Source organism: Arthrobacter sp. MYb214 (assembly GCF_002979865.1).
In the GTDB taxonomy this organism is placed as follows: Bacteria; Actinomycetota; Actinomycetes; order Actinomycetales; family Micrococcaceae; genus Glutamicibacter.
In genome coordinates, this window is the sequence record NZ_PCPZ01000001.1 from 425,803 (window position 1) to 443,373 (window position 17,571).

The 17,571-nt window shown below is 57.6% G+C and carries 16 protein-coding genes; 6 read left to right on the forward strand and 10 right to left on the reverse strand.

Going from position 1 to position 17,571, the window contains the following annotated elements:
- Window positions 1–22: 22 nt before the first annotated feature.
- Window positions 23–1,090 carry an anthranilate phosphoribosyltransferase gene (trpD, locus tag CQ012_RS01865; RefSeq protein ID WP_105661275.1) on the reverse strand — a complete coding sequence of 356 codons (1,068 nt, stop codon included), beginning with the start codon at window positions 1,088–1,090 and terminating at the stop codon, window positions 23–25.
- A gap of 286 nt (window positions 1,091–1,376) precedes the next feature.
- Between trpD and ctaE the strand changes: the two genes are divergently transcribed.
- From ctaE to qcrB, 4 genes are all read left to right on the forward strand, one after another.
- Window positions 1,377–2,015 (forward strand): aa3-type cytochrome oxidase subunit III, encoded by a 639-nt coding sequence (gene ctaE / locus CQ012_RS01870; RefSeq protein WP_105658353.1) that lies wholly within the window; start codon window positions 1,377–1,379, stop codon window positions 2,013–2,015.
- 76 nt (window positions 2,016–2,091) lie between these two features.
- Window positions 2,092–2,886: a cytochrome bc1 complex diheme cytochrome c subunit gene (gene qcrC / locus CQ012_RS01875; RefSeq protein WP_105658352.1), complete on the forward strand. Its 795-nt coding sequence runs from the start codon at window positions 2,092–2,094 to the stop codon at window positions 2,884–2,886.
- 71 nt (window positions 2,887–2,957) lie between these two features.
- Window positions 2,958–4,007: a cytochrome bc1 complex Rieske iron-sulfur subunit gene (gene qcrA / locus CQ012_RS01880; protein ID WP_105658351.1), complete on the forward strand. Its 1,050-nt coding sequence runs from the start codon at window positions 2,958–2,960 to the stop codon at window positions 4,005–4,007.
- 2 nt (window positions 4,008–4,009) lie between these two features.
- The gene (gene qcrB / locus CQ012_RS01885; RefSeq protein ID WP_105658350.1) at window positions 4,010–5,680 is read left to right on the forward strand and encodes a cytochrome bc1 complex cytochrome b subunit; all 1,671 of its coding nucleotides are present in this window, start codon (window positions 4,010–4,012) and stop codon (window positions 5,678–5,680) included.
- Between the two features lie 1,058 nt (window positions 5,681–6,738).
- Here qcrB and CQ012_RS01895 read toward each other — a convergent pair.
- From CQ012_RS01895 to CQ012_RS01920, 6 genes are all read right to left on the reverse strand, one after another.
- Window positions 6,739–7,521: a GntR family transcriptional regulator gene (locus CQ012_RS01895; protein WP_105658348.1), complete on the reverse strand. Its 783-nt coding sequence runs from the start codon at window positions 7,519–7,521 to the stop codon at window positions 6,739–6,741.
- 113 nt (window positions 7,522–7,634) lie between these two features.
- A complete protein-coding gene (locus CQ012_RS01900; RefSeq protein ID WP_105658347.1) occupies window positions 7,635–8,036 on the reverse strand; it encodes a cytochrome c oxidase subunit 4 in 402 nt (133 codons plus the stop codon).
- A gap of 2 nt (window positions 8,037–8,038) precedes the next feature.
- Window positions 8,039–9,757, reverse strand: a complete 1,719-nt coding sequence (ctaD, locus tag CQ012_RS01905) for an aa3-type cytochrome oxidase subunit I (RefSeq protein ID WP_105658346.1) — start codon at window positions 9,755–9,757, stop codon at window positions 8,039–8,041.
- A gap of 2 nt (window positions 9,758–9,759) precedes the next feature.
- The gene (gene ctaC, locus CQ012_RS01910) at window positions 9,760–10,641 is read right to left on the reverse strand and encodes an aa3-type cytochrome oxidase subunit II (protein WP_105658345.1); all 882 of its coding nucleotides are present in this window, start codon (window positions 10,639–10,641) and stop codon (window positions 9,760–9,762) included.
- Window positions 10,642–10,855: 214 nt separating this feature from the next.
- A complete protein-coding gene (locus CQ012_RS01915; protein WP_105658344.1) occupies window positions 10,856–11,230 on the reverse strand; it encodes a HesB/IscA family protein in 375 nt (124 codons plus the stop codon).
- Between the two features lie 134 nt (window positions 11,231–11,364).
- Window positions 11,365–12,774, reverse strand: coding sequence for a dipeptidase (locus tag CQ012_RS01920; protein ID WP_105661277.1), 1,410 nt, complete (start codon window positions 12,772–12,774; stop codon window positions 11,365–11,367).
- Window positions 12,775–12,843: 69 nt separating this feature from the next.
- Between CQ012_RS01920 and CQ012_RS01925 the strand changes: the two genes are divergently transcribed.
- Window positions 12,844–13,437 carry a DUF3043 domain-containing protein gene (locus CQ012_RS01925; RefSeq protein ID WP_105658342.1) on the forward strand — a complete coding sequence of 198 codons (594 nt, stop codon included), beginning with the start codon at window positions 12,844–12,846 and terminating at the stop codon, window positions 13,435–13,437.
- Between the two features lie 403 nt (window positions 13,438–13,840).
- Here CQ012_RS01925 and CQ012_RS01930 read toward each other — a convergent pair whose 3' ends face one another.
- Entirely contained in the window at window positions 13,841–14,905 is a 1,065-nt protein-coding gene (locus CQ012_RS01930; RefSeq protein WP_105661278.1) for a quinone-dependent dihydroorotate dehydrogenase, read from the reverse strand.
- A 42-nt stretch (window positions 14,906–14,947) separates the two neighbouring features.
- Here CQ012_RS01930 and CQ012_RS01935 point away from each other — a divergent pair, with 42 nt between their 5' ends.
- The gene (locus CQ012_RS01935; protein WP_105661279.1) at window positions 14,948–16,012 is read left to right on the forward strand and encodes an alpha/beta hydrolase; all 1,065 of its coding nucleotides are present in this window, start codon (window positions 14,948–14,950) and stop codon (window positions 16,010–16,012) included.
- Here the strand turns inward: CQ012_RS01935 and CQ012_RS01940 are convergent.
- Window positions 16,009–16,815 carry an isoprenyl transferase gene (locus CQ012_RS01940; protein WP_105661280.1) on the reverse strand — a complete coding sequence of 269 codons (807 nt, stop codon included), beginning with the start codon at window positions 16,813–16,815 and terminating at the stop codon, window positions 16,009–16,011. The two genes, CQ012_RS01935 and CQ012_RS01940, sit on opposite strands and share 4 nt — an antisense overlap.
- Window positions 16,812–17,561 carry a DNA repair protein RecO gene (recO, locus tag CQ012_RS01945; protein WP_105661281.1) on the reverse strand — a complete coding sequence of 250 codons (750 nt, stop codon included), beginning with the start codon at window positions 17,559–17,561 and terminating at the stop codon, window positions 16,812–16,814. Before recO ends, CQ012_RS01940 begins: the two co-directional genes overlap by 4 nt.
- Between the last annotated feature and the right edge of the window lie 10 nt (window positions 17,562–17,571).

Below are 17,571 nucleotides of genomic sequence, written 5' to 3' on the forward strand. Positions count from 1 at the left end.
GCTTTGTTGGCATCTGACGGTGCTACGCGCCTACGATCGCCTGGGTCGTTGAGGACCAGGCTTCCAAGGTCGCCTCCGCCGCACCGGAATCGATGGAATGCGCCGCTTTCCCAATCGCCGCCCGCATGCGATCTTCGAAACTGCCTTCAGCAGTATCGCTGTAAGCCACCATTCCGGCAGCCGCGTTCAGGAGGACCGCATCTCGAACGGGTCCGGGAGTCCCGGAGATGACATCTCGTACAACCCCTGCGTTATGTAGTGCATCTCCACCGCGCAGATCATTAAGCGTCGCACGGGCAAATCCCACGTCCTGGGCATCGAACGTGAACTCGGTGACCGTGCCGTTGCGCACTTCCCAGACGCGGTTAGCTGCAGTGGTGGTTAGTTCATCCAGTCCGTCATCCCCGCGGAAGACCAGGCCACGCACGCCACGGCTTGCAAGAACGCCCGCCATGATTGGTGCCATGACCATGTCGGAGCAGCCGATGGCGGATGCGCTGGGCAATGCGGGATTGGTCAAGGGGCCCATGAAGTTGAAAGCGGTTGGTATGCGCAATTGACGGCGTGCTCCGGCAACGTGGCGCATCGAGGGATGGAAGACGTTGGCGAAGCAGAACGCAATCCCAACCTTGTCGTACACCTCTACAAGGCGCTCGATTGGTACCTCCAGGCGGACGCCCAATGCTTCAAGCACGTCGGCGGAACCCGAGGACGAAGAGGATGCGCGGTTGCCGTGTTTAACTATGCTCACGCCGGCGCCAGCGCACACCAGTGTGGCCATCGTTGAGATGTTGACCGTGTTCTGGCGATCGCCACCGGTCCCAACAATGTCCAAAGTTTGTGCATCGATGGTCAAAGGGCGCGCATTGGCGACCATGGAGTCCACCAAGCCGGTCAATTCGGCCACGGTCTCACCCTTGGATCGCAGTGCAACCAGGAACCCGGCAATCTGAACGTCGCTCGCCTCGCCGGACATGATCTCATTCATTGCCCAAGCGGCCTGTTCGCGGCTGAGATCGCCACCGTTGATCAGGGTGGCCAATAGATCTGGCCACGTCGGGAACTTTTCGTTTACAAGGCTCGTTGACACATGGGAAAGCCTATCCAGACACCGGGGCGCTACCCAATTCATGTCGTTAGATGATGTGGCTCAGGTCGCTAAAAATGCCTAGTTTCTGGGGTTAAATACGAAACACTTTCGTTGCATAAATGATTGTTTCGTGAGACTCGCCGGACGAAGCTCTACGAATTGTAGAAAGAGTTTTCTCTGTACTTCCGCATGTTTCCGCGGATGTTGCCAAGATGTGGCGCAACAAACCTCTGCCAACCCGCTTTTGCATTGGTATCTGAGGGGCATTTAGAGACATAATGTCAGTGTGACAACTGCGACTCATGCCCCAAATACGACGGCGCCACATGCGCCGAACCGCCCAAACATGGTGTCGGTGGGAACGATGGTGTGGCTCTCCAGCGAGCTCATGTTCTTCGCCGCCCTCTTCGCCATGTACTTCAGCCTCCGGGCTGCCGCGCCCGAACTATGGGCGACTGAAACTGCCAAGCTCAACGTGCCGTTCGCGCTGGTTAACACCATCATCCTGGTGTCCAGCTCGTTCTCGTGCCAGCTAGGCGTGTTCCGTGCCGAAGAATTCAAGCCTCGCCGTTCCGGTGGGCTTTTCAACTTCAAGGAATGGGGAATGATTGAATGGTTCATTCTTACCTTCATCCTTGGCGCGATCTTCGTTTCGGTTCAGGCCTACGAATACGCTGTCCTCGTTAGCGAGGGCGTGGCATTCGACTCGAACTCCTACGCTTCGGCCTTCTACATTACGACCGGCTTCCACGGCATTCACGTCGCTGGTGGTCTGATTGCATTCTTGCTGATCATTGGTCGTGCGATGCTGGCTAAGAAGTTTGGTCACTTCGAAGCAACCGGCTCCATCGTCGTGTCCTACTACTGGCACTTCGTTGACGTTGTTTGGATCGCCCTGTTCGCGATCATCTACTTCTTGAAGTAGCAACTTAAATTCATTAGTTGCCTCAACAAGAAGTACGGCAACACCACACCAAAGAAACTAAGTGAGGAACCAGCAAGTGAAGGCTCTTTCGAAAAAGCGCCGCCACCCGCTCGCCGCTGTGGCCCTGCTTCTGTTCGGATTGCTGATTACCGGCAGTCTTTACACTGCAGCCGGTAACATCAGCGAAGCGAAGGCAGCTGAGACCACTTCTGCATCGCAGGCCGATGTAGAAGAAGGTCAGAAGCTTTTCGTCGCCAACTGCGCTACTTGCCACGGCATGAATGCCGAAGGCTCTGACTCCGGTCCATCGCTGATCGGCGTTGGCGCGGCTTCTGTTGACTTCCAGGTCGGCACCGGCCGTATGCCGATGCAGATGCAGGGCCCGCAGGCCCAGGTCAAGCCAGTACAGTTCGACGACGAGCAGATCTCCCAGCTGGCAGCGTATGTTGCAAGCCTGGGTGCAGGCCCAGCGATCCCTGATGAGGAATACTTGGATACCACCCAGGGCGACGCCGCCCACGGTGGCACCGTCTTCCGTGTGAACTGCGCAATGTGCCACAACGCGGCTGCTGCCGGTGGCGCGTTGACCCGCGGCAAGTTCGCACCAACCCTGACCGGTGTATCCGAGAAGCACATCTACGAAGCGATGGCTACCGGCCCACAGAACATGCCAGTGTTCAACGACTCGAACATCACCCCAGAAGAGAAGCGTGACGTTATCACCTTCCTGAAGACCATTGAAGCAAATGGTTCCGCTGGCGGTGCAGCCCTGGGCTCCCTGGGTCCAGTTGCTGAAGGCCTGTTCACCTGGACCGCAGGTCTGGGTATCATCATTGCCTTCACCATTTGGTTGACCTCGCGTCCTTCCTAAGGCAAACACGCGGCCTCGGCCGTAACCATCACTACGTACATAAATTCCTAACAGAAGGATGAGAGAGAAACATGGGCGACCATAGTCACGGCAGTCCCGAAAACTCGGGCACCGTTGCTAAGGCTGACGATGTAGCTCAGGATCGATTCCCAGATCCGGGCTTACCACCCCATCGTCCGCGTCTCGCAGACCGCGATCCGCGCGCAGCCAAGCGACATGAGCGTCAAGTAGCGCTCCTATTTACCATCTCCATCATCGGCACGCTCTTCTTCTTCGTGGCCTACTTCGTCCTGGGCCACCTGGGCGAGATGACCTTCGCTGAACTGCGTGTGCAGAACGCTGCACTGGGACTGGGCACCGCTTTCGCGATGCTCGGTATCGGTGTGGGTATTGTTCACTGGGCCAAGACCCTGATGCCGGATCACGAGCTCATGGAAATGCGCCACGAGATCCGCTCGGAAGAAGATCGCCAGGATGCCGTCGAAATCATCGATACCGTGCTCGAAGAGTCCGGCATCAAGCGTCGTCCGCTGATCCGCAATACCCTGATCGGTGCCATCGCCTTGGCGCCAATCCCAGCAATCTTCATGTTCCGCGACCTGGATCGCACCGGTAACACCGCGAACGAGATGATCGATTCCCTGCGCCACACCATGTGGGACAAGGGCATCCGTCTGACCCGCGACCCATCTGGTACCCCGATCAAGGCTTCGGATGTGCAGATCGGTTCCGCATTCCACGTGATCCCAGAAGGCCTCAACGAGACCGAGCACCCGCTGAACGAAAAGGCCAAGGCCGTCGTTCTGCTGATGCGCATGGATCCAGCAGAAATGCAGATCTCCGAGGGACGCGAAACCTGGAACGTCGACGGCATCGTCGCATACTCCAAGATTTGCACCCACGTGGGTTGCCCGATTGCTCTGTACGAGCAGCACACCCACCACTTGCTGTGCCCTTGCCACCAGTCGACCTTCGACCTGACGCAGGAATGCAAGGTCATCTTCGGCCCAGCTGGCCACGCACTGCCACAGCTGCCAATTACCGTGGACTCCGAGGGCTACCTGGTAGCTCAGAGTGACTTCCACGAACCAGTTGGCCCGTCCTACTGGGAGCGTGGTTAATCATGACGACGACTAACGAATACCAGGCATCGACCGCTACCGGTCGCATCGCCAACTTCGTGGATTCCCGCGTCGGCGCTTCGGGCATGGTCAAGGAATTCGGTCGCAAGATCTTCCCGGACCACTGGTCGTTCATGTTCGGCGAAGTGGCAATGTACACCTTCGTACTGCTGCTGCTCTCGGGCACCTTCCTGACCTTCTTCTTCGATCCGTCCATGGCTCACGTCGTCTACGACGGCTCGTACGTACCGATGAAGGGTATCGGCATGTCGACGGCTATGGCCTCGACCATGGATATCTCCTTCGACGTGCGCGGCGGCCTGTTCATGCGACAGGTACACCACTGGTCGGCACTGCTGTTCGTCGCTTCCCTGTCCGTGCACATGCTGCGCGTATTCTTCACCGGCGCATTCCGTCGCCCACGTGAACTGAACTGGGTTGTCGGCGGCGTGCTGCTGATCATGGGTCTTGCTGCCGGCTTCACCGGCTACTCCCTGCCAGATGATCTGCTGTCCGGTAACGGCCTGCGCATTATCGATGGCGTCATGAAGGCACTGCCGATCGTCGGCACCTACCTGTCGATGTTCTTCTTCGGCGGCGAGTTCCCTGGCGATACCGTGATTCCGCGACTGTACTCGTTGCACATCATGATTGTTCCTGCGGTCATCATCTTGCTGATCGTTGTGCACCTGTTCATGGTCGTGACCCACAAGCACACCCAGTACCCTGGCCCAGGCCGCACCAACGACAACGTTGTTGGCTTCCCTGTTGGTCCGGTATACGCAGCCAAGGCCGGTGGATTCTTCTTCATCGTCTTCGGCATCGTGGCATTCATTGCTGGCCTGTTCCAGATCAACCCGGTATGGAACTACGGTCCATATGACCCATCTCCTGTTTCGGCTGGTACCCAGCCGGACTGGTACATCGGTTTCGTCGATGGCGCGCTGCGCTTGATGCCAGGTTACCTGGGCAACTTCAGCTTCGAATGGATCATTCCATTCCCATGGGGCGATAACACCCTGGTGATGTCGGTACTGCTGCCAGCACTGGTTCCTGCAGGCGCACTGTTCGCAGTGATGTTCGCATGGCCGTGGATCGAACGCTGGATCACCAAGGACAACCGCGAGCACCACCTGCTCGACCGTCCACGCAACGCTCCATTCCGAACCGCAGTGGGCGCTGCCGGCGTAGTCTTCTACTGCGTCATGTGGGCTGCTGCTTCCTCGGACTTGATCGCGACCCACTTCCACGTGTCGCTGAACGATGTCACCTACTGGCTGCGTACGCTGTTCTTCCTGGGCCCAATCTTCGCCTTCTGGTTGACTCGCCGTATCTGCCTGTCGCTGCAGCGCAAGGATCGCGAGATCGTCCTGCACGGCCGCGAAGCTGGCATCATCCAGATGTCGCCTGAGGGCGGCTTCTCGGAGAAGCACGAGGAAGTTGACGTCTACAAGCGTTACCTGCTGACCAACTACGTTGATCGCCAGTACATCCCGGCTCAGCCTGACGCAGCAGGACACGTCTCCGGTTCGGAGAAGCGTCGTGCAGCAATCTCGAAGTTCTTCTTCGAAGATCGCGTCGCCCCGGTAACCCCATCGGAGCTGGAAGCTGCTCATGCAGCCCACGGCCACCATGAGGTTGAGGGTGACACGCAGGACTCGATCGCCAAGTAATAGCGACCTGAGTTAGTCACAAAAGGAGGGACACACCTTGCGGTGTGTCCCTCCTTTCGTTAACCCGGCTTTCCCAGGGCTCCCAGTGAGCCTAGCGCCGGTGAGCGCTCCGAAGACGCATGGTGGACGCCCATCGAAATTCCAGTAGCTTAGAACGCCATCTGGCACTGCCGGGTGCTCAGGGTGGAAAGTCCGTTCCTGCTCCCCTAGCCGCGTATCGAGCTGCGCTCCCCAGTGCGGAGAAGAATTGGCCATCCTGTTTGGCACTTCAGTCAGAAATGCCGTTCGGGGCTGAGTGCTACTGCCGGCCTGCAGTGCAGCCATTCTGGATCGGCTGGAATCGAATGCTGCACGCCAATGCCAGTTGCGACTGGCGCAGCTGCCCGGTGTCGTCCCGGGCCGAACCGGAGCGGAGAGCTGCTCAGTGCATTCGTCTTTCCAGCGAAGGCCCTCCAGACTGGGGACGAGCTCAGTTCCGCAATCACGTTCGCCAAGACTTCGAATGCAGCAGTTCAGACTCCCGTTTTGGCGCTCGGCATGGCCGAGCCGATATCCAGAGCGCTCTTCCAAAGGCTGCTCCCCTGCCAGAAAGAATGCCCGGCAGGCACCATGACCTCCAGTCCTGCTTCAGAATCGTTTGAATTGGATGACGGAATAACTCTGGACGCATCGACCGGATGGCAGAATCACGCTGCAAACAAGACTGTGTGATCTAGGGATATATTGGATCTTCGCTACGGCCTATCGCACCAGTGTGGCTGGTTTCCCACTGGACAGGGCGGCTGGAGTGTCCACTTTTCAACTTCCGTCGACATTCCATGTCCTGCTGCCTTGAAGCGGCTTTGAGCTTGCGCCGCGATCTTCTTCCGTGTGCGGGAAACCTGCTTGCTCCTGCTATAGCTCCAAACCGGCGGACCAGGCTGCGGGAGTGCTTATTCAGTAGTTGATGCCCGGAACCATTTTGAACGGCAGATATGGCATCCTTGGGCATGGTTGACGGGTTTGCCTGGTACTTGCCCGTTGAAATCGAAGCAGCCGGCCGCCTGGCCAGGCCAGGCCTAGAAAGTATCGGTGTAGCGAGGCGTGCGTGTGCCCACTCGCTGCAACGGCACGAAGAGCTTGTAGCGGTCTGAGCGGTAGAGCGAAACCGAGTAGTCGGCTAGCCGATCGCCGATGTAGGCATACCGGGTGATCTGCAGGAGCGGGAAGCCTGGTTCTACGCCCAGGAGCACGGCTTGCCGCTTGCTCGCCGCAGTACTTTCCACCTGGTCCTCACCCCATTCGAGCAAGATGCCATAGCGCTCGTGCAATGCCTGATAGAGCTTTGACGGCGGCTCGCCATCCACAAAGCCAGGCACGAGATCGGCAGGCATATAGTTCTCGTCCAGGCTCATGGGGGTGCCATCGGCCAGCAGCAGGCGCTTGAACTGGACTACGGCAGTACCCTCCTCCACCATCAGCTGCGAAGCCAAGGTGGCGCTGGCTTTGATCTCCGCGAATTCGAGTACATGGGCATCGGGAACCATGCCGCGGCGCATCATATCTTCGGAGTAGGAATGCAGGCGGACACGAAGGTCCAATTTTTCGGGCACGACGAACGTGCCGATTCCCACTACGCGTTTGAGCACTTGTTCATCCACCAAGGCATCGATGGCTTGGCGGATGGTCTTGCGGGCCACGCCGAAGTGCTCTGCCAGCACGCGTTCGGGCGGAAGCTTGTAGCCGGGTTTGCAGGCCTCGCGCGCATGGGTCTTGAGAATCTCTCGGATTTGCCGGTATTTGCTTTGCCGGCTGGCCGGATCAAGGTGCGCCTGGACATGTGGCTGCGGTGCGTGGCGCATGCTGCTTCTCCTTGATCCAAATATCCTGACGGCCTATCGCCATCGAGGAACCCCTATTAAAAGACTAACGGGACGACAAGCAAAATTGCTTGTCGTCCCGTTAGGGTTACTGCCTAGTGAGCGTGATCGCCACGGCTGTATTCGTAAACCCAGCCGGTCACGCCAACGACGGCCAAACCGGCGCCGATGAAGAAGACCCACCAGCCCACAGCGAGGCCAAGGAAGCCAATCGCTGCAGCCGAAGCCAGGACCAGTGGCCACCAGCTCCATGGGGAGAACATTCCGATATCGCCGGCGTTCTCGTGGATTTCGCCATCCACGCGGTCCTCGGGCCTGTTGCCAACGCGCTTAGCGGTGAATAGCAAGTAGCCACCTACCATCGCGGACAATGCGACCAGCATCAGCAATGCCAGGAATCCGACCCATTCGCTCCAGTTGGTCATGTAACCGTAGACAATCGCTACTGGGGTGAAGAAGAAGACGCCACCCAGGAAAATCCAGGATTCAACTTTCATCGTTACACGTCCTTCTGGTCAGCCGAGCCGAAGATCTTCGCAACCGGAGTTTCGGGGGTTACCCGTCCACTCAGTTCCGGGTGGTGCAGATCCAGTGCCGGACGCTCGGAACGGATGCGAGGGATCGAGTGGAAGTTGTGGCGTGGTGGAGGGCAAGAAGTTGCCCATTCCAGCGATGCGCCGAAGCCCCATGGATCATCTACTTCGACCTTCTTGGCGTTTCGGTGGGTTACCCACACGTTCCAGAAGAATGGAATCATCGACGCACCCAGAATGAATGCGAAGACGGTCGAAACCTGGTTCATGGTGGTGAAGCCATCTTCAGGCATGTAGTCGGCGTAGCGACGTGGCATGCCCATAACGCCCAGCCAGTGCTGGATCAGGAAGGTGCCGTGGAAGCCGATGAACAGCAACCAGAAGTGAATCTTGCCAAGACGCTCGTTGAGCATCTTGCCGGTCCACTTCGGCCACCAGAAGTAGAAGCCAGCGAACATCGCGAACACAACGGTACCGAAGACTACGTAGTGGAAGTGAGCCACAACGAAGTAGGTATCCGATACGTGGAAGTCCAGCGACGGAGCCGACAGGATAATACCGGTCAGACCGCCGAACAGGAAGGTGATCATGAAGCCCATGCTCCAGAGCATTGGGGTTTCGAAGGTGATCGAGCCGCGCCACAGGGTTCCGATCCAGTTGAAGAACTTCACACCGGTTGGAACTGCGATCAGCATGGTCATGAAGCCGAAGAACGGCAGCATTACCGAGCCAGTGACGTACATGTGGTGTGCCCACACGGAAACCGACAGTGCAGCAATCGAGATGGTCGCGAAGACCAGGCCCTTGTAGCCGAAGATCGGCTTGCGGGAGAACACTGGGAAGATCTCGGAGACGATGCCGAAGAACGGCAAAGCAATGATGTAGACCTCAGGGTGCCCGAAGAACCAGAACAGGTGCTGCCATAGTACGGCACCGCCATTCTCTGGGTCGAAGATGTGGGCACCGAAGCGGCGGTCTGCACCCAGTGCGAACAGCGCAGCTGCCAGTGGCGGGAAAGCCATCAGGACCAGCAACGAGGTGATCAAGGTGTTCCACGAGAAGATCGACATGCGCCACATGGTCATGCCAGGTGCACGCAGGCAGATGATCGTGGTGATGAAGTTGACGGCGCCAAGGATGGTACCGAAGCCCGACAGTGCAAGGCCGAAGACCCAGAGGTCTCCGCCGATTCCTGGCGAGAAGGTGGTGTTCGACAGCGGAGCGTAAGCGAACCAACCGAAGCTAGCTGCACCCTGGGGGGTGAGGTAGCCGGCCAGAGCGATCAGCGAGCCCAGCGAGAAGAACCAGAAAGCCAATGCATTCAGACGTGGGAAGGCCACATCCGGGGAACCGATCTGCAGGGGCATCATGACGTTGGCGAAACCTGCGAACAGCGGGGTTGCGAACATCAAGAGCATGACAGTGCCGTGCATGGTGAACAGCTGGTTGTACTGTTCCTTGGTCTGCAGGATCTGCATGCCTGGTTCGAACAGCTCTGCACGAATCAGCAGCGCCATAACGCCACCGACACAGAACAGGATGAACGAGCTGATCAGGTACATGTACCCGATCTTCTTGTGGTCGGTCGAAGTAATGTAGTCGACGAACAGACGACCCTTGGACTTCGGCACTACGGCTGGAGCAATCGACTTCACGTCGTCAGTTGCATATTCAAACGTTGTCATGATTACTCTCCTTCCCCGTGCTCTACTACGACGCCGTTAACAACATCTGGCTTACGGTCGTACTCTTCACCAATGTGTCCATCTTCCATCTTTGCCAGCTGAGCCTTGAACTCGGACTCATTGACAACCTCGACGTTGAAGAGCATCTCGGAGTGGTACTCGCCGCAAAGCTCGGCGCACTTTCCGTCGTAGCTGCCTTCAACCTGTGGAGTCAGGTAGATGTAGTTGGTCTTGCCTGGGATCATGTCCAGCTTCTGCAAGAAGGCTGGTACCCAGAAGGAGTGGATGACATCGCGGCTATTCAGCTCAAGGGTTACCGACTTGCCCGCTGGCAGGTACAAGGTTGGCAGTTCTTCGCGAACGCCTTCCGAGCCATCGGTGTTCAGGTGAGCCTGTTCGCCGGCGTAATACTTCTCGGTGCCCTGGTAGCTGTAGTTGAAGTCCCACGACCATTGCTTGGCTCGGACGTCGACTACGACCTCAGAATCAACAGGGGCGTTGATCTGCTTTTCCAGGGTGTTGTTGAAGCTAAAGAAGACTAGAACAAGGACCAAAGGAATGGCCGTGTAGAAGATCTCCAATGGCAGGTTGTAGCTCAGCTGACGCGGGTAACCCGTATCGTTCTTGCGGCGGCGGTAGGCGATGACGCACCAGAGCATCAATCCCCAGGTCAATACGCCGACGACAATAACAGCGATCCACGAGTTAACCCAGAAATCCTGGATTGCCCCGGTGTGGTTGGTGGTGTCGCGCTCCACGTTTGGGAGCCAACCGCGTTTTGCCTCCGCTGTACATCCCGTCAACAGCAATGCGCCAGTGCCGACTAAAGCCAGTACTTTGGCTTTAGCGGACCCGCGACTGCCGGTTCGGTCTTGCGAACTCACAGACGGCCCTTCCTCTTTGTTGGTGCAGAATGTGGTCTTCATAAGTCACCTCGTGGTTTAAACGAGTTGCACGGTGAGGTGGCTCACGAAGGGAAACATAGTTTTACTACTTAATGTAGAGCTTACCCTCTTTGGGGTCAGAATGCCGAAAAACGCCGCTGTGCTAACGAGAAATTTCTTCAACGTTTGAACAGCGGCGTTTGTTCCCTACGGCCTAGTGGAAGGAATCTCCACAGGCGCAGGAACCCGATGCGGCCGGGTTGTCGATGGTGAAGCCCTGCTTCGAGATGGTGTCCTCGAAATCAATGGACGCGCCAGCGAGGTACGGGACGCTCATCTTGTCAACGATGACCTCAACGCCATCGAAGTTGCGTACCGCGTCGCCGTCGAGCATGCGCTCATCGAAGTAAAGCTGGTAGATAAGGCCCGAGCAGCCACCTGGCTGCACGGCGATGCGGAGACGAAGATCATCCCGGCCTTCCTGTTCCAGAAGCGAGCGAACCTTGTCCGCCGCCACGTCGGAAATCTCTACCTCATGGGTTGGCACCTCAGTTGGATCGCCCTTGGTCTGGTCAACAGATGCAGTCATGATTTTCCTCCCATACTGCTCGATGCGGCACCAAGCTCCAGATTTGTTACTGGAACCGGCACCTCTGTTCTTGCTTCTATCCTACGTCGCTACGCTGAAGAATTCTTCCCCTGCGTCTCTCCGTATGACACGGTTCATAGTCCCTTGGCGTTGATCCTCGCCAGCATGAGGGCTTCAGCCTCAATTGCGTGCTGGAAGTCGCCTAGATGCAGCGACTCGTTGGCCGAGTGCGCACGCGAATCGGGATCCTCGACACCGGTCACCAGGATCTGCGCCTTCGGGAAAACTTCCAGCAAATCTGCGATGAATGGAATTGATCCACCCAGGCCCATATTCACTGGTACAACGCCCCAAGCTTGTTCAAGCGCCCAGCGCGCAGTGTCATTTGCCGAAGCGTCCAGGTTCGCCTTGTAGGCGTTGCCTGCTTCGGTGACGACAAATTCAACCTCGGCACCGCGAAGGTCAACGCTTTTGACGTGTGCCTCAAGGGCCTTGAGCGCATCTGCAGGATTCTGCCCTGGGGCCAGGCGCATCGATACCTTGAAACGCGTTGCCGGCAGCAAGGTATTCGACGAGTGGTCGACACTCGGGATATCCATTCCAATCACGCTCAGTGCTGGTTTATTCCACAAGCGGTCGGTGATCTTGCCGGTGCCGGCAAGCTGGAAGGATTCCAGAACGCCGGAGTCCCTGCGGAATTCGGCTTCGTCGAAGTCGACTTCAGCGATGTCGTTGGCAACCAGGCCGGCAACGGCAACAGAACCGTCTTCGTTGTGGAAGCTGGAGATCAACTTGGCGGCGAGAATCGGGCCATCGAGAACTGGTCCGCCAAACATGCCCGAGTGAACTGCATGGTTCAACGAGCGAACGGTGATCTCCGCTGCGCACATGCCGCGCAGCGAGCTGGTCAGTGCTGGGGTTCCAACCGACCAGTTGGACGAGTCGGCAACTACGATCACATCTGCTGCCAACTTGTCCTGATGGGCTTCGAGGAAGTTGCGGAATGATGGGGATCCTGCTTCTTCCTCCCCCTCGAAGAAGTAGGTTACGCCGACGCCGAAATCGCCAATGAGGTCCAGCACGGCGCGCATCGCCGCGATGTGGACCATGATGCCGGCCTTGTCGTCAGCGGCACCGCGGCCGAACAGCCGGTCCCCTACTTTCGTGGCTTCGAATACCGGGGTGTTCCAGTCCGCCTCGTTGCCAGGAGGCTGGACGTCGTGGTGTGCGTACAGGAGCACGGTTGGCTTTCCGGGTGCCGCCTTGCGCTGGGCTACCACGGCAGGCGCGCCCATAGCGCCGTTCTGCGCAGGCTCGCGCAGGATTTCCACGGTCTCCATCCCGGCCGACTTGGCCAATTCGGCCACTGCCGCAGCCGATTTTTCCAGGTTCTGCGGGTCGAAGGATTCCCATGCGATGCTCGGGATCGCGACCAGGGAAGTGAGCTCTTCGAGGATCTTCTCGAAGTTCGTGTCGATGTGGCTTTTTAGCGCGGCAATATCGACGCCGCTTGCAACAGCGTCGAAGGTAGTATTTTCGGTCATGCCTTCAGCCTAGCAATTCCTCGCGTATCGAATGTCACGCCGCTAACTATTTCCGGCTAGAATAGAGGGGTGTTTGGACGTAAGAAGGATGAACCTCAATCCCCCGTAAATGTGGAGTCTGCCCAGCAGGCCCCGGAAACAACCGACGGCCGCAAGACTGGTCCAACGCCCAAGCGCAATGCGCAGCAGGCGAACCGTCAGCGCCCGTTGGTTCCTACCGATCGCAAGGCCGCTAAGGAAGCCCAGCGTCAACAGCGTGTTGAAGCGCAGAATCGTTTGCGCTTAGCCAACGAAACTGGCGATGAACGCTACCTGATGCCACGCGACAAGGGTGAGCAGAAGCGCTACACCCGTAACTTCATTGACTCTCGCTGGATGTTCGGCGAGTTCATGATGTTCATCATCCTGGCCTTCTTGGTTGTCTCGCTGGTGTTCCAGCGCAACCTGCAGATCCAGATGTTTGTGCAGGCAGCCCTCTGGGTTGTTATCGCACTGATCATCATCGAAGCAATTGTGACGACCATCCTCTTGAAGAAGCGCCTGGTCGCCAAGTTCGGCCACATGGAAAAGGGCGTACGCATGTACGCGGCAATGCGTGGAATGCAGTTCCGCAAATTGCGCCTGCCAAAGCCACAGGTCAAGCGCGGCGCAAATATCGACTAGTCGATACCGCTAGACCGCAAAGGGGCAAGCTCGCTGAGCTTGCCCCTTTCTAGTTAATTGCTTGGTTGAATAACAATGTTCAAAATTTGTGGAGCCAACTACAAGGTGATGCAAATTCTGCGATAGGAATATCGTTGCCGCGACGCATTTCTGCCAATCCTGTCCGTGCTCGCAGCATGCGGCCTTGTTGGCTCCGATACAAGGATTCATCCCGGTCGGCAACCGTTATTGCCACCTTCTCCCCTAGCGCGGCTGCCCTTGCCTAGTCTCCTGATCCAAGTTGCGTTCAAAGCTGTTGCAGGCAGGACGTACGCAGAAGATGGGCCCGGTTAACGCGGAATGGCTCCGATTCTTCGAGAATCGGAGCCATTCCGGAGCATTTGGGAAATTCCACTCCAAAGAACTAGAGCATGTGCTCCAGGTCCTTATTGATCGAACGTGCCCAGAACGGACCCTCGTAGAGGAATGCGGTGTAACCCTGTACCAGGTCCGCGCCTGCGTCCAGGCGTTCCTTCACATCCGCGGCATTTTCCACGCCGCCGACGGCGATCAGAGCCATCTCGGCCGGAACAAGTGCACGCAACTGGCGAAGAACTTCAAGCGATCGCTGCTTGAGCGGAGCGCCAGATAGCCCGCCGGCGCCAATCTCTTCAACCTTGGACGCATCGCTGGTCAAGTTCTCGCGACCGATGGTCGTATTGGTGGCAATAATGCCGTCGAGTTCAAGTTCCATGGCCAAGCGTGCAACGTCAGCGACATCCTCATCGCTAAGATCGGGAGCAATCTTGACCAGCAAGGGAATATGGCGGCCGGCAACCTTGTCAGCCAACTGGCCGACTTCCGAAAGCAGCGGACGAAGAGAGTCAACGCTCTGGAGCAGGCGCAGACCCGGGGTGTTGGGGCTCGAAACATTGACGACCAGGTAATCTGCGTGGATCGCCAGCTGGCGGGTGGACGCCAGGTAATCCCCTACCGCGTCTTCCAGCTCTACAACCTTGGTCTTGCCGATATTCACGCCGATGACCGGGCGGGTTCCAGCGTAACCAGTCTTGAGCTCTTGGCGAGAACTGGCGACACGGGCAGCGACAGTTTCGGCGCCTTCGTTGTTGAAGCCCATCCGGTTGATTACCGCGCGGTCCTCAACCAAGCGGAAGAGCCGCGGTTGCGGGTTGCCGGACTGGGCCTGTCCGGTGACGGTTCCGATTTCAACATGGCCGAAACCGATATCGCTCAACGCCAGGATTCCGGTGGCGCCCTTGTCGAAGCCAGCAGCCAATCCGAATGGGGATGGGAAGTCGATGCCCATAACGGTGCGCTTCAGCTTGGGTGCCGGAGCGAAGAACTTGCGAGCTGCCTTAGTGAGCCCTGCGCGTTGCGCAATCTTGATCGCGTTGAATGCAAAATGGTGAGCCTGTTCAGGATCCATCTTGGTGAACACGTGCTTGAAGACCAGTGGGTATATGCGCATGGAACCATTTTCCCGTGAAGAACCCGAAACAGACAACTTGAGATGGGTAGTATTCAAGATATGAAGCACTTCGTTGTTCCAGAAAGCAGCAGTTGGCCAGACTTTATGTCTTCAACTAGGCCGGGGCAATGGGTCGAAGATCCCCTCGGGCCTGATTTTGAGCACCAAACCTTGGATTTCGGCGTCGATGCGGAAGGACCGGCCGTCGCGACCTTGGTCCGCTATTGCCCGGCTGGATTCAGGAATCGGCTCGGACGACGAGCCCAGGGAATTGTTCTGAGCGTGCATGGCTGGAGCGATTATTTTTACAACCGCGAACTGGCAGCTTTCTGGCATCACCATGGATACCACTTCTACGCACTTGATCTACGCAGGCATGGACGCAGTCTGAGAGCCGAACATGCTTTGCCTGGTTATGTCGATGACTTGGCGGACTTCGATGAGGAGCTCAATGCGAGCTTGGAACTGCTGCGTAATGAGCATCCTCAATTACCGGTGGTTGCCCAAGGGCACTCGACGGGCGGCTTGATCCTCAGCTTGTGGCTTGCGCGCCAAGCGCCGGGCATTAAAGCTCTTGTCCTGAATGCTCCATGGCTTGAGTTTCAGGGAACGGCCTTCCTGCGCATTCCTTTTCACGGCCTAATGGAAGCGATCACTCGCACGAATCCGCGCAGGAAGCTCAACGGACCAGAATTCGATCATTACTGGCAATCGCTGAGTACTGATAGCCATGGCCAGTGGGACGTTCATCGGCTATGGCGACCACGGATCGCTTTTCCGAACACCGCGGGATGGCTGAAAACGATATTCGATGGCCATGCCCTAGTTGCGAAGGGGCTGAAACTTCAACAGCCGATCTTCGTCCTCACCTCGGATCGCACCCATATCGGCACGAGCTACTCCCCTGACATGCAGCACTGTGATTCGGTACTCGACGTTCAGCAAACGCGCCTGCGGGCGTTGAAACTAGGCAGTTTCGTTACTTTGTCCGAAATTCCGGGCGCAATGCACGATGTGTTCACCTCCGCTGAGCCCGCCAGATCCGCAGCATATCGAGACCTAAGCCTCTGGTTGCGATTGGTGGGAACAGCGCTGAAAACGTCCTAGGCCTGTGGCTTGTCGATAGCTCCGCCGTAACGGCGATCGCGTTTGGCATATTCTTCTACGGCGGTAAACAGCGTTCGCCGGTCGACATCCGGCCAAAGCTGGTCGAGGAAGACCATCTCTGCGTATGCCGACTGCCACAGCAGGAAGTTGCTTGTGCGTTGCTCGCCACTGGTTCGGAGGAAAAGATCCACATCAGGCAGTTCCGGAGCATGCAGGTATTTGGCGATAGTCTTTTCACCAACCGAGCTAGCGCGAAGCCTGCCGGCTGCAACATCCTGGGCAATCGCGCTGACAGCGTCGCCTAGTTCTGCGCGCCCGCCGTAGTTCACGCACATGGTCAGCTGGCAACCCAAGTTGTCTTTGGTGATTTCTTCGGCTTCCTTGAGTTCATTGATAACCGATTTCCAGAGCTTGGGTTCTCGACCCGACCAGCGTATGCGGACGCCCCATGAGTTCAACGTATCGCGTTGGCGGCGCAGAACATCACGTGAGAAGCCCATCAGGAAGCGCACTTCCTCAGGGCTGCGCTTCCAGTTCTCGGTTGAGAACGCGTAGACAGAGACGTACTTGACGCCCAGCTCCACGGCTCCGGCCACCACATCAAGCAAAGCTGCTTCGCCTGCACGGTGCCCCTCGGTACGAGGCAATCCCCGCTGGTTCGCCCAACGTCCATTGCCATCCATGACGATAGCTACGTGTTCAGGGATGAGTTCCTGCGGAATGGCGGGCATCTGCGGATGATCCGGATGCGCATAAGGAGCAACTGGGCCTCGGCGGCCGGTGATCTTAGGAAGCTTCTTCAATTTCTCTCCACAAGACGTAGGGAATTCACGGCACGCTCAAGGTGCCACTGCAAGTAGTTGGCCACGATATCTGCTGCTTGCTTGCGCGCTCGAGGTCCTGCTTCTGCCACGGTGGACCAGTCCCCTTCCAGCAGCGCCTGCAGATATTCAATGGTGACGGGATGCGGCGATAACGATCCAGAGGGGCGGCATTCTGGGCAGACGACCCCGCCAAGCTGGACGTGGAGCGCTTGATGCGGGCCAGGCTTGCCGCAGCGCACGCAGTCGGTAAAGGACGGCGCCCAACCAGCAACCGAGAGGGCCCGCAAGATGTAGGAGTCCAGCACGGCTCCGGAATCGACTCGCTGCTTGGATAACAGGGCGATCGCACCGTGGAAGAGCTGATACTGCTGGAGGGCTGAATCGCTTTCTGTTTCCAGCAGTTTTTCAGCGATCTCCGACATGGCGTTGGCCACCGTGTAGCTCGGGTAATCCATGACCAGCAATTGGCCGTATGGATTTCGAAGCTGTGCCTGCGAGACGATATCGAGATTGCGGCCCATCACCAGAAGCGCGTCGACTTCCATGAACGGTTCCAGCGTGGCGCCCATCCGCGACGACGTCCGGCGTACGCCCTTAGCCACCGCACGGACAATCCCATTGGGTGTCAGCAGGGTGATGATGCGATCGGCTTCTCCCAGCTTGTGGGTACGCAAGACCAAACCACGGGTGTGGTAGCTCTTGGAAGCGAAACCTGATCTGGACACGGACAATATT

Coding starts and splice junctions, on each gene's coding strand:
- qcrA (WP_105658351.1), top strand. CDS start 2,958: ATGGGCGACCATAGTCACGGCAGTCCCGAAAACTCGGGCACCGTTGCT.
- qcrB (WP_105658350.1), top strand. CDS start 4,010: ATGACGACGACTAACGAATACCAGGCATCGACCGCTACCGGTCGCATC.
- CQ012_RS01895 (WP_105658348.1), bottom strand. CDS start 7,521: ATGCGCCACGCACCGCAGCCACATGTCCAGGCGCACCTTGATCCGGCC.
- CQ012_RS01900 (WP_105658347.1), bottom strand. CDS start 8,036: ATGAAAGTTGAATCCTGGATTTTCCTGGGTGGCGTCTTCTTCTTCACC.
- ctaD (WP_105658346.1), bottom strand. CDS start 9,757: ATGACAACGTTTGAATATGCAACTGACGACGTGAAGTCGATTGCTCCA.
- CQ012_RS01915 (WP_105658344.1), bottom strand. CDS start 11,230: ATGACTGCATCTGTTGACCAGACCAAGGGCGATCCAACTGAGGTGCCA.
- CQ012_RS01920 (WP_105661277.1), bottom strand. CDS start 12,774: ATGACCGAAAATACTACCTTCGACGCTGTTGCAAGCGGCGTCGATATT.
- CQ012_RS01930 (WP_105661278.1), bottom strand. CDS start 14,905: ATGCGCATATACCCACTGGTCTTCAAGCACGTGTTCACCAAGATGGAT.
- CQ012_RS01935 (WP_105661279.1), top strand. CDS start 14,948: ATGGGTAGTATTCAAGATATGAAGCACTTCGTTGTTCCAGAAAGCAGC.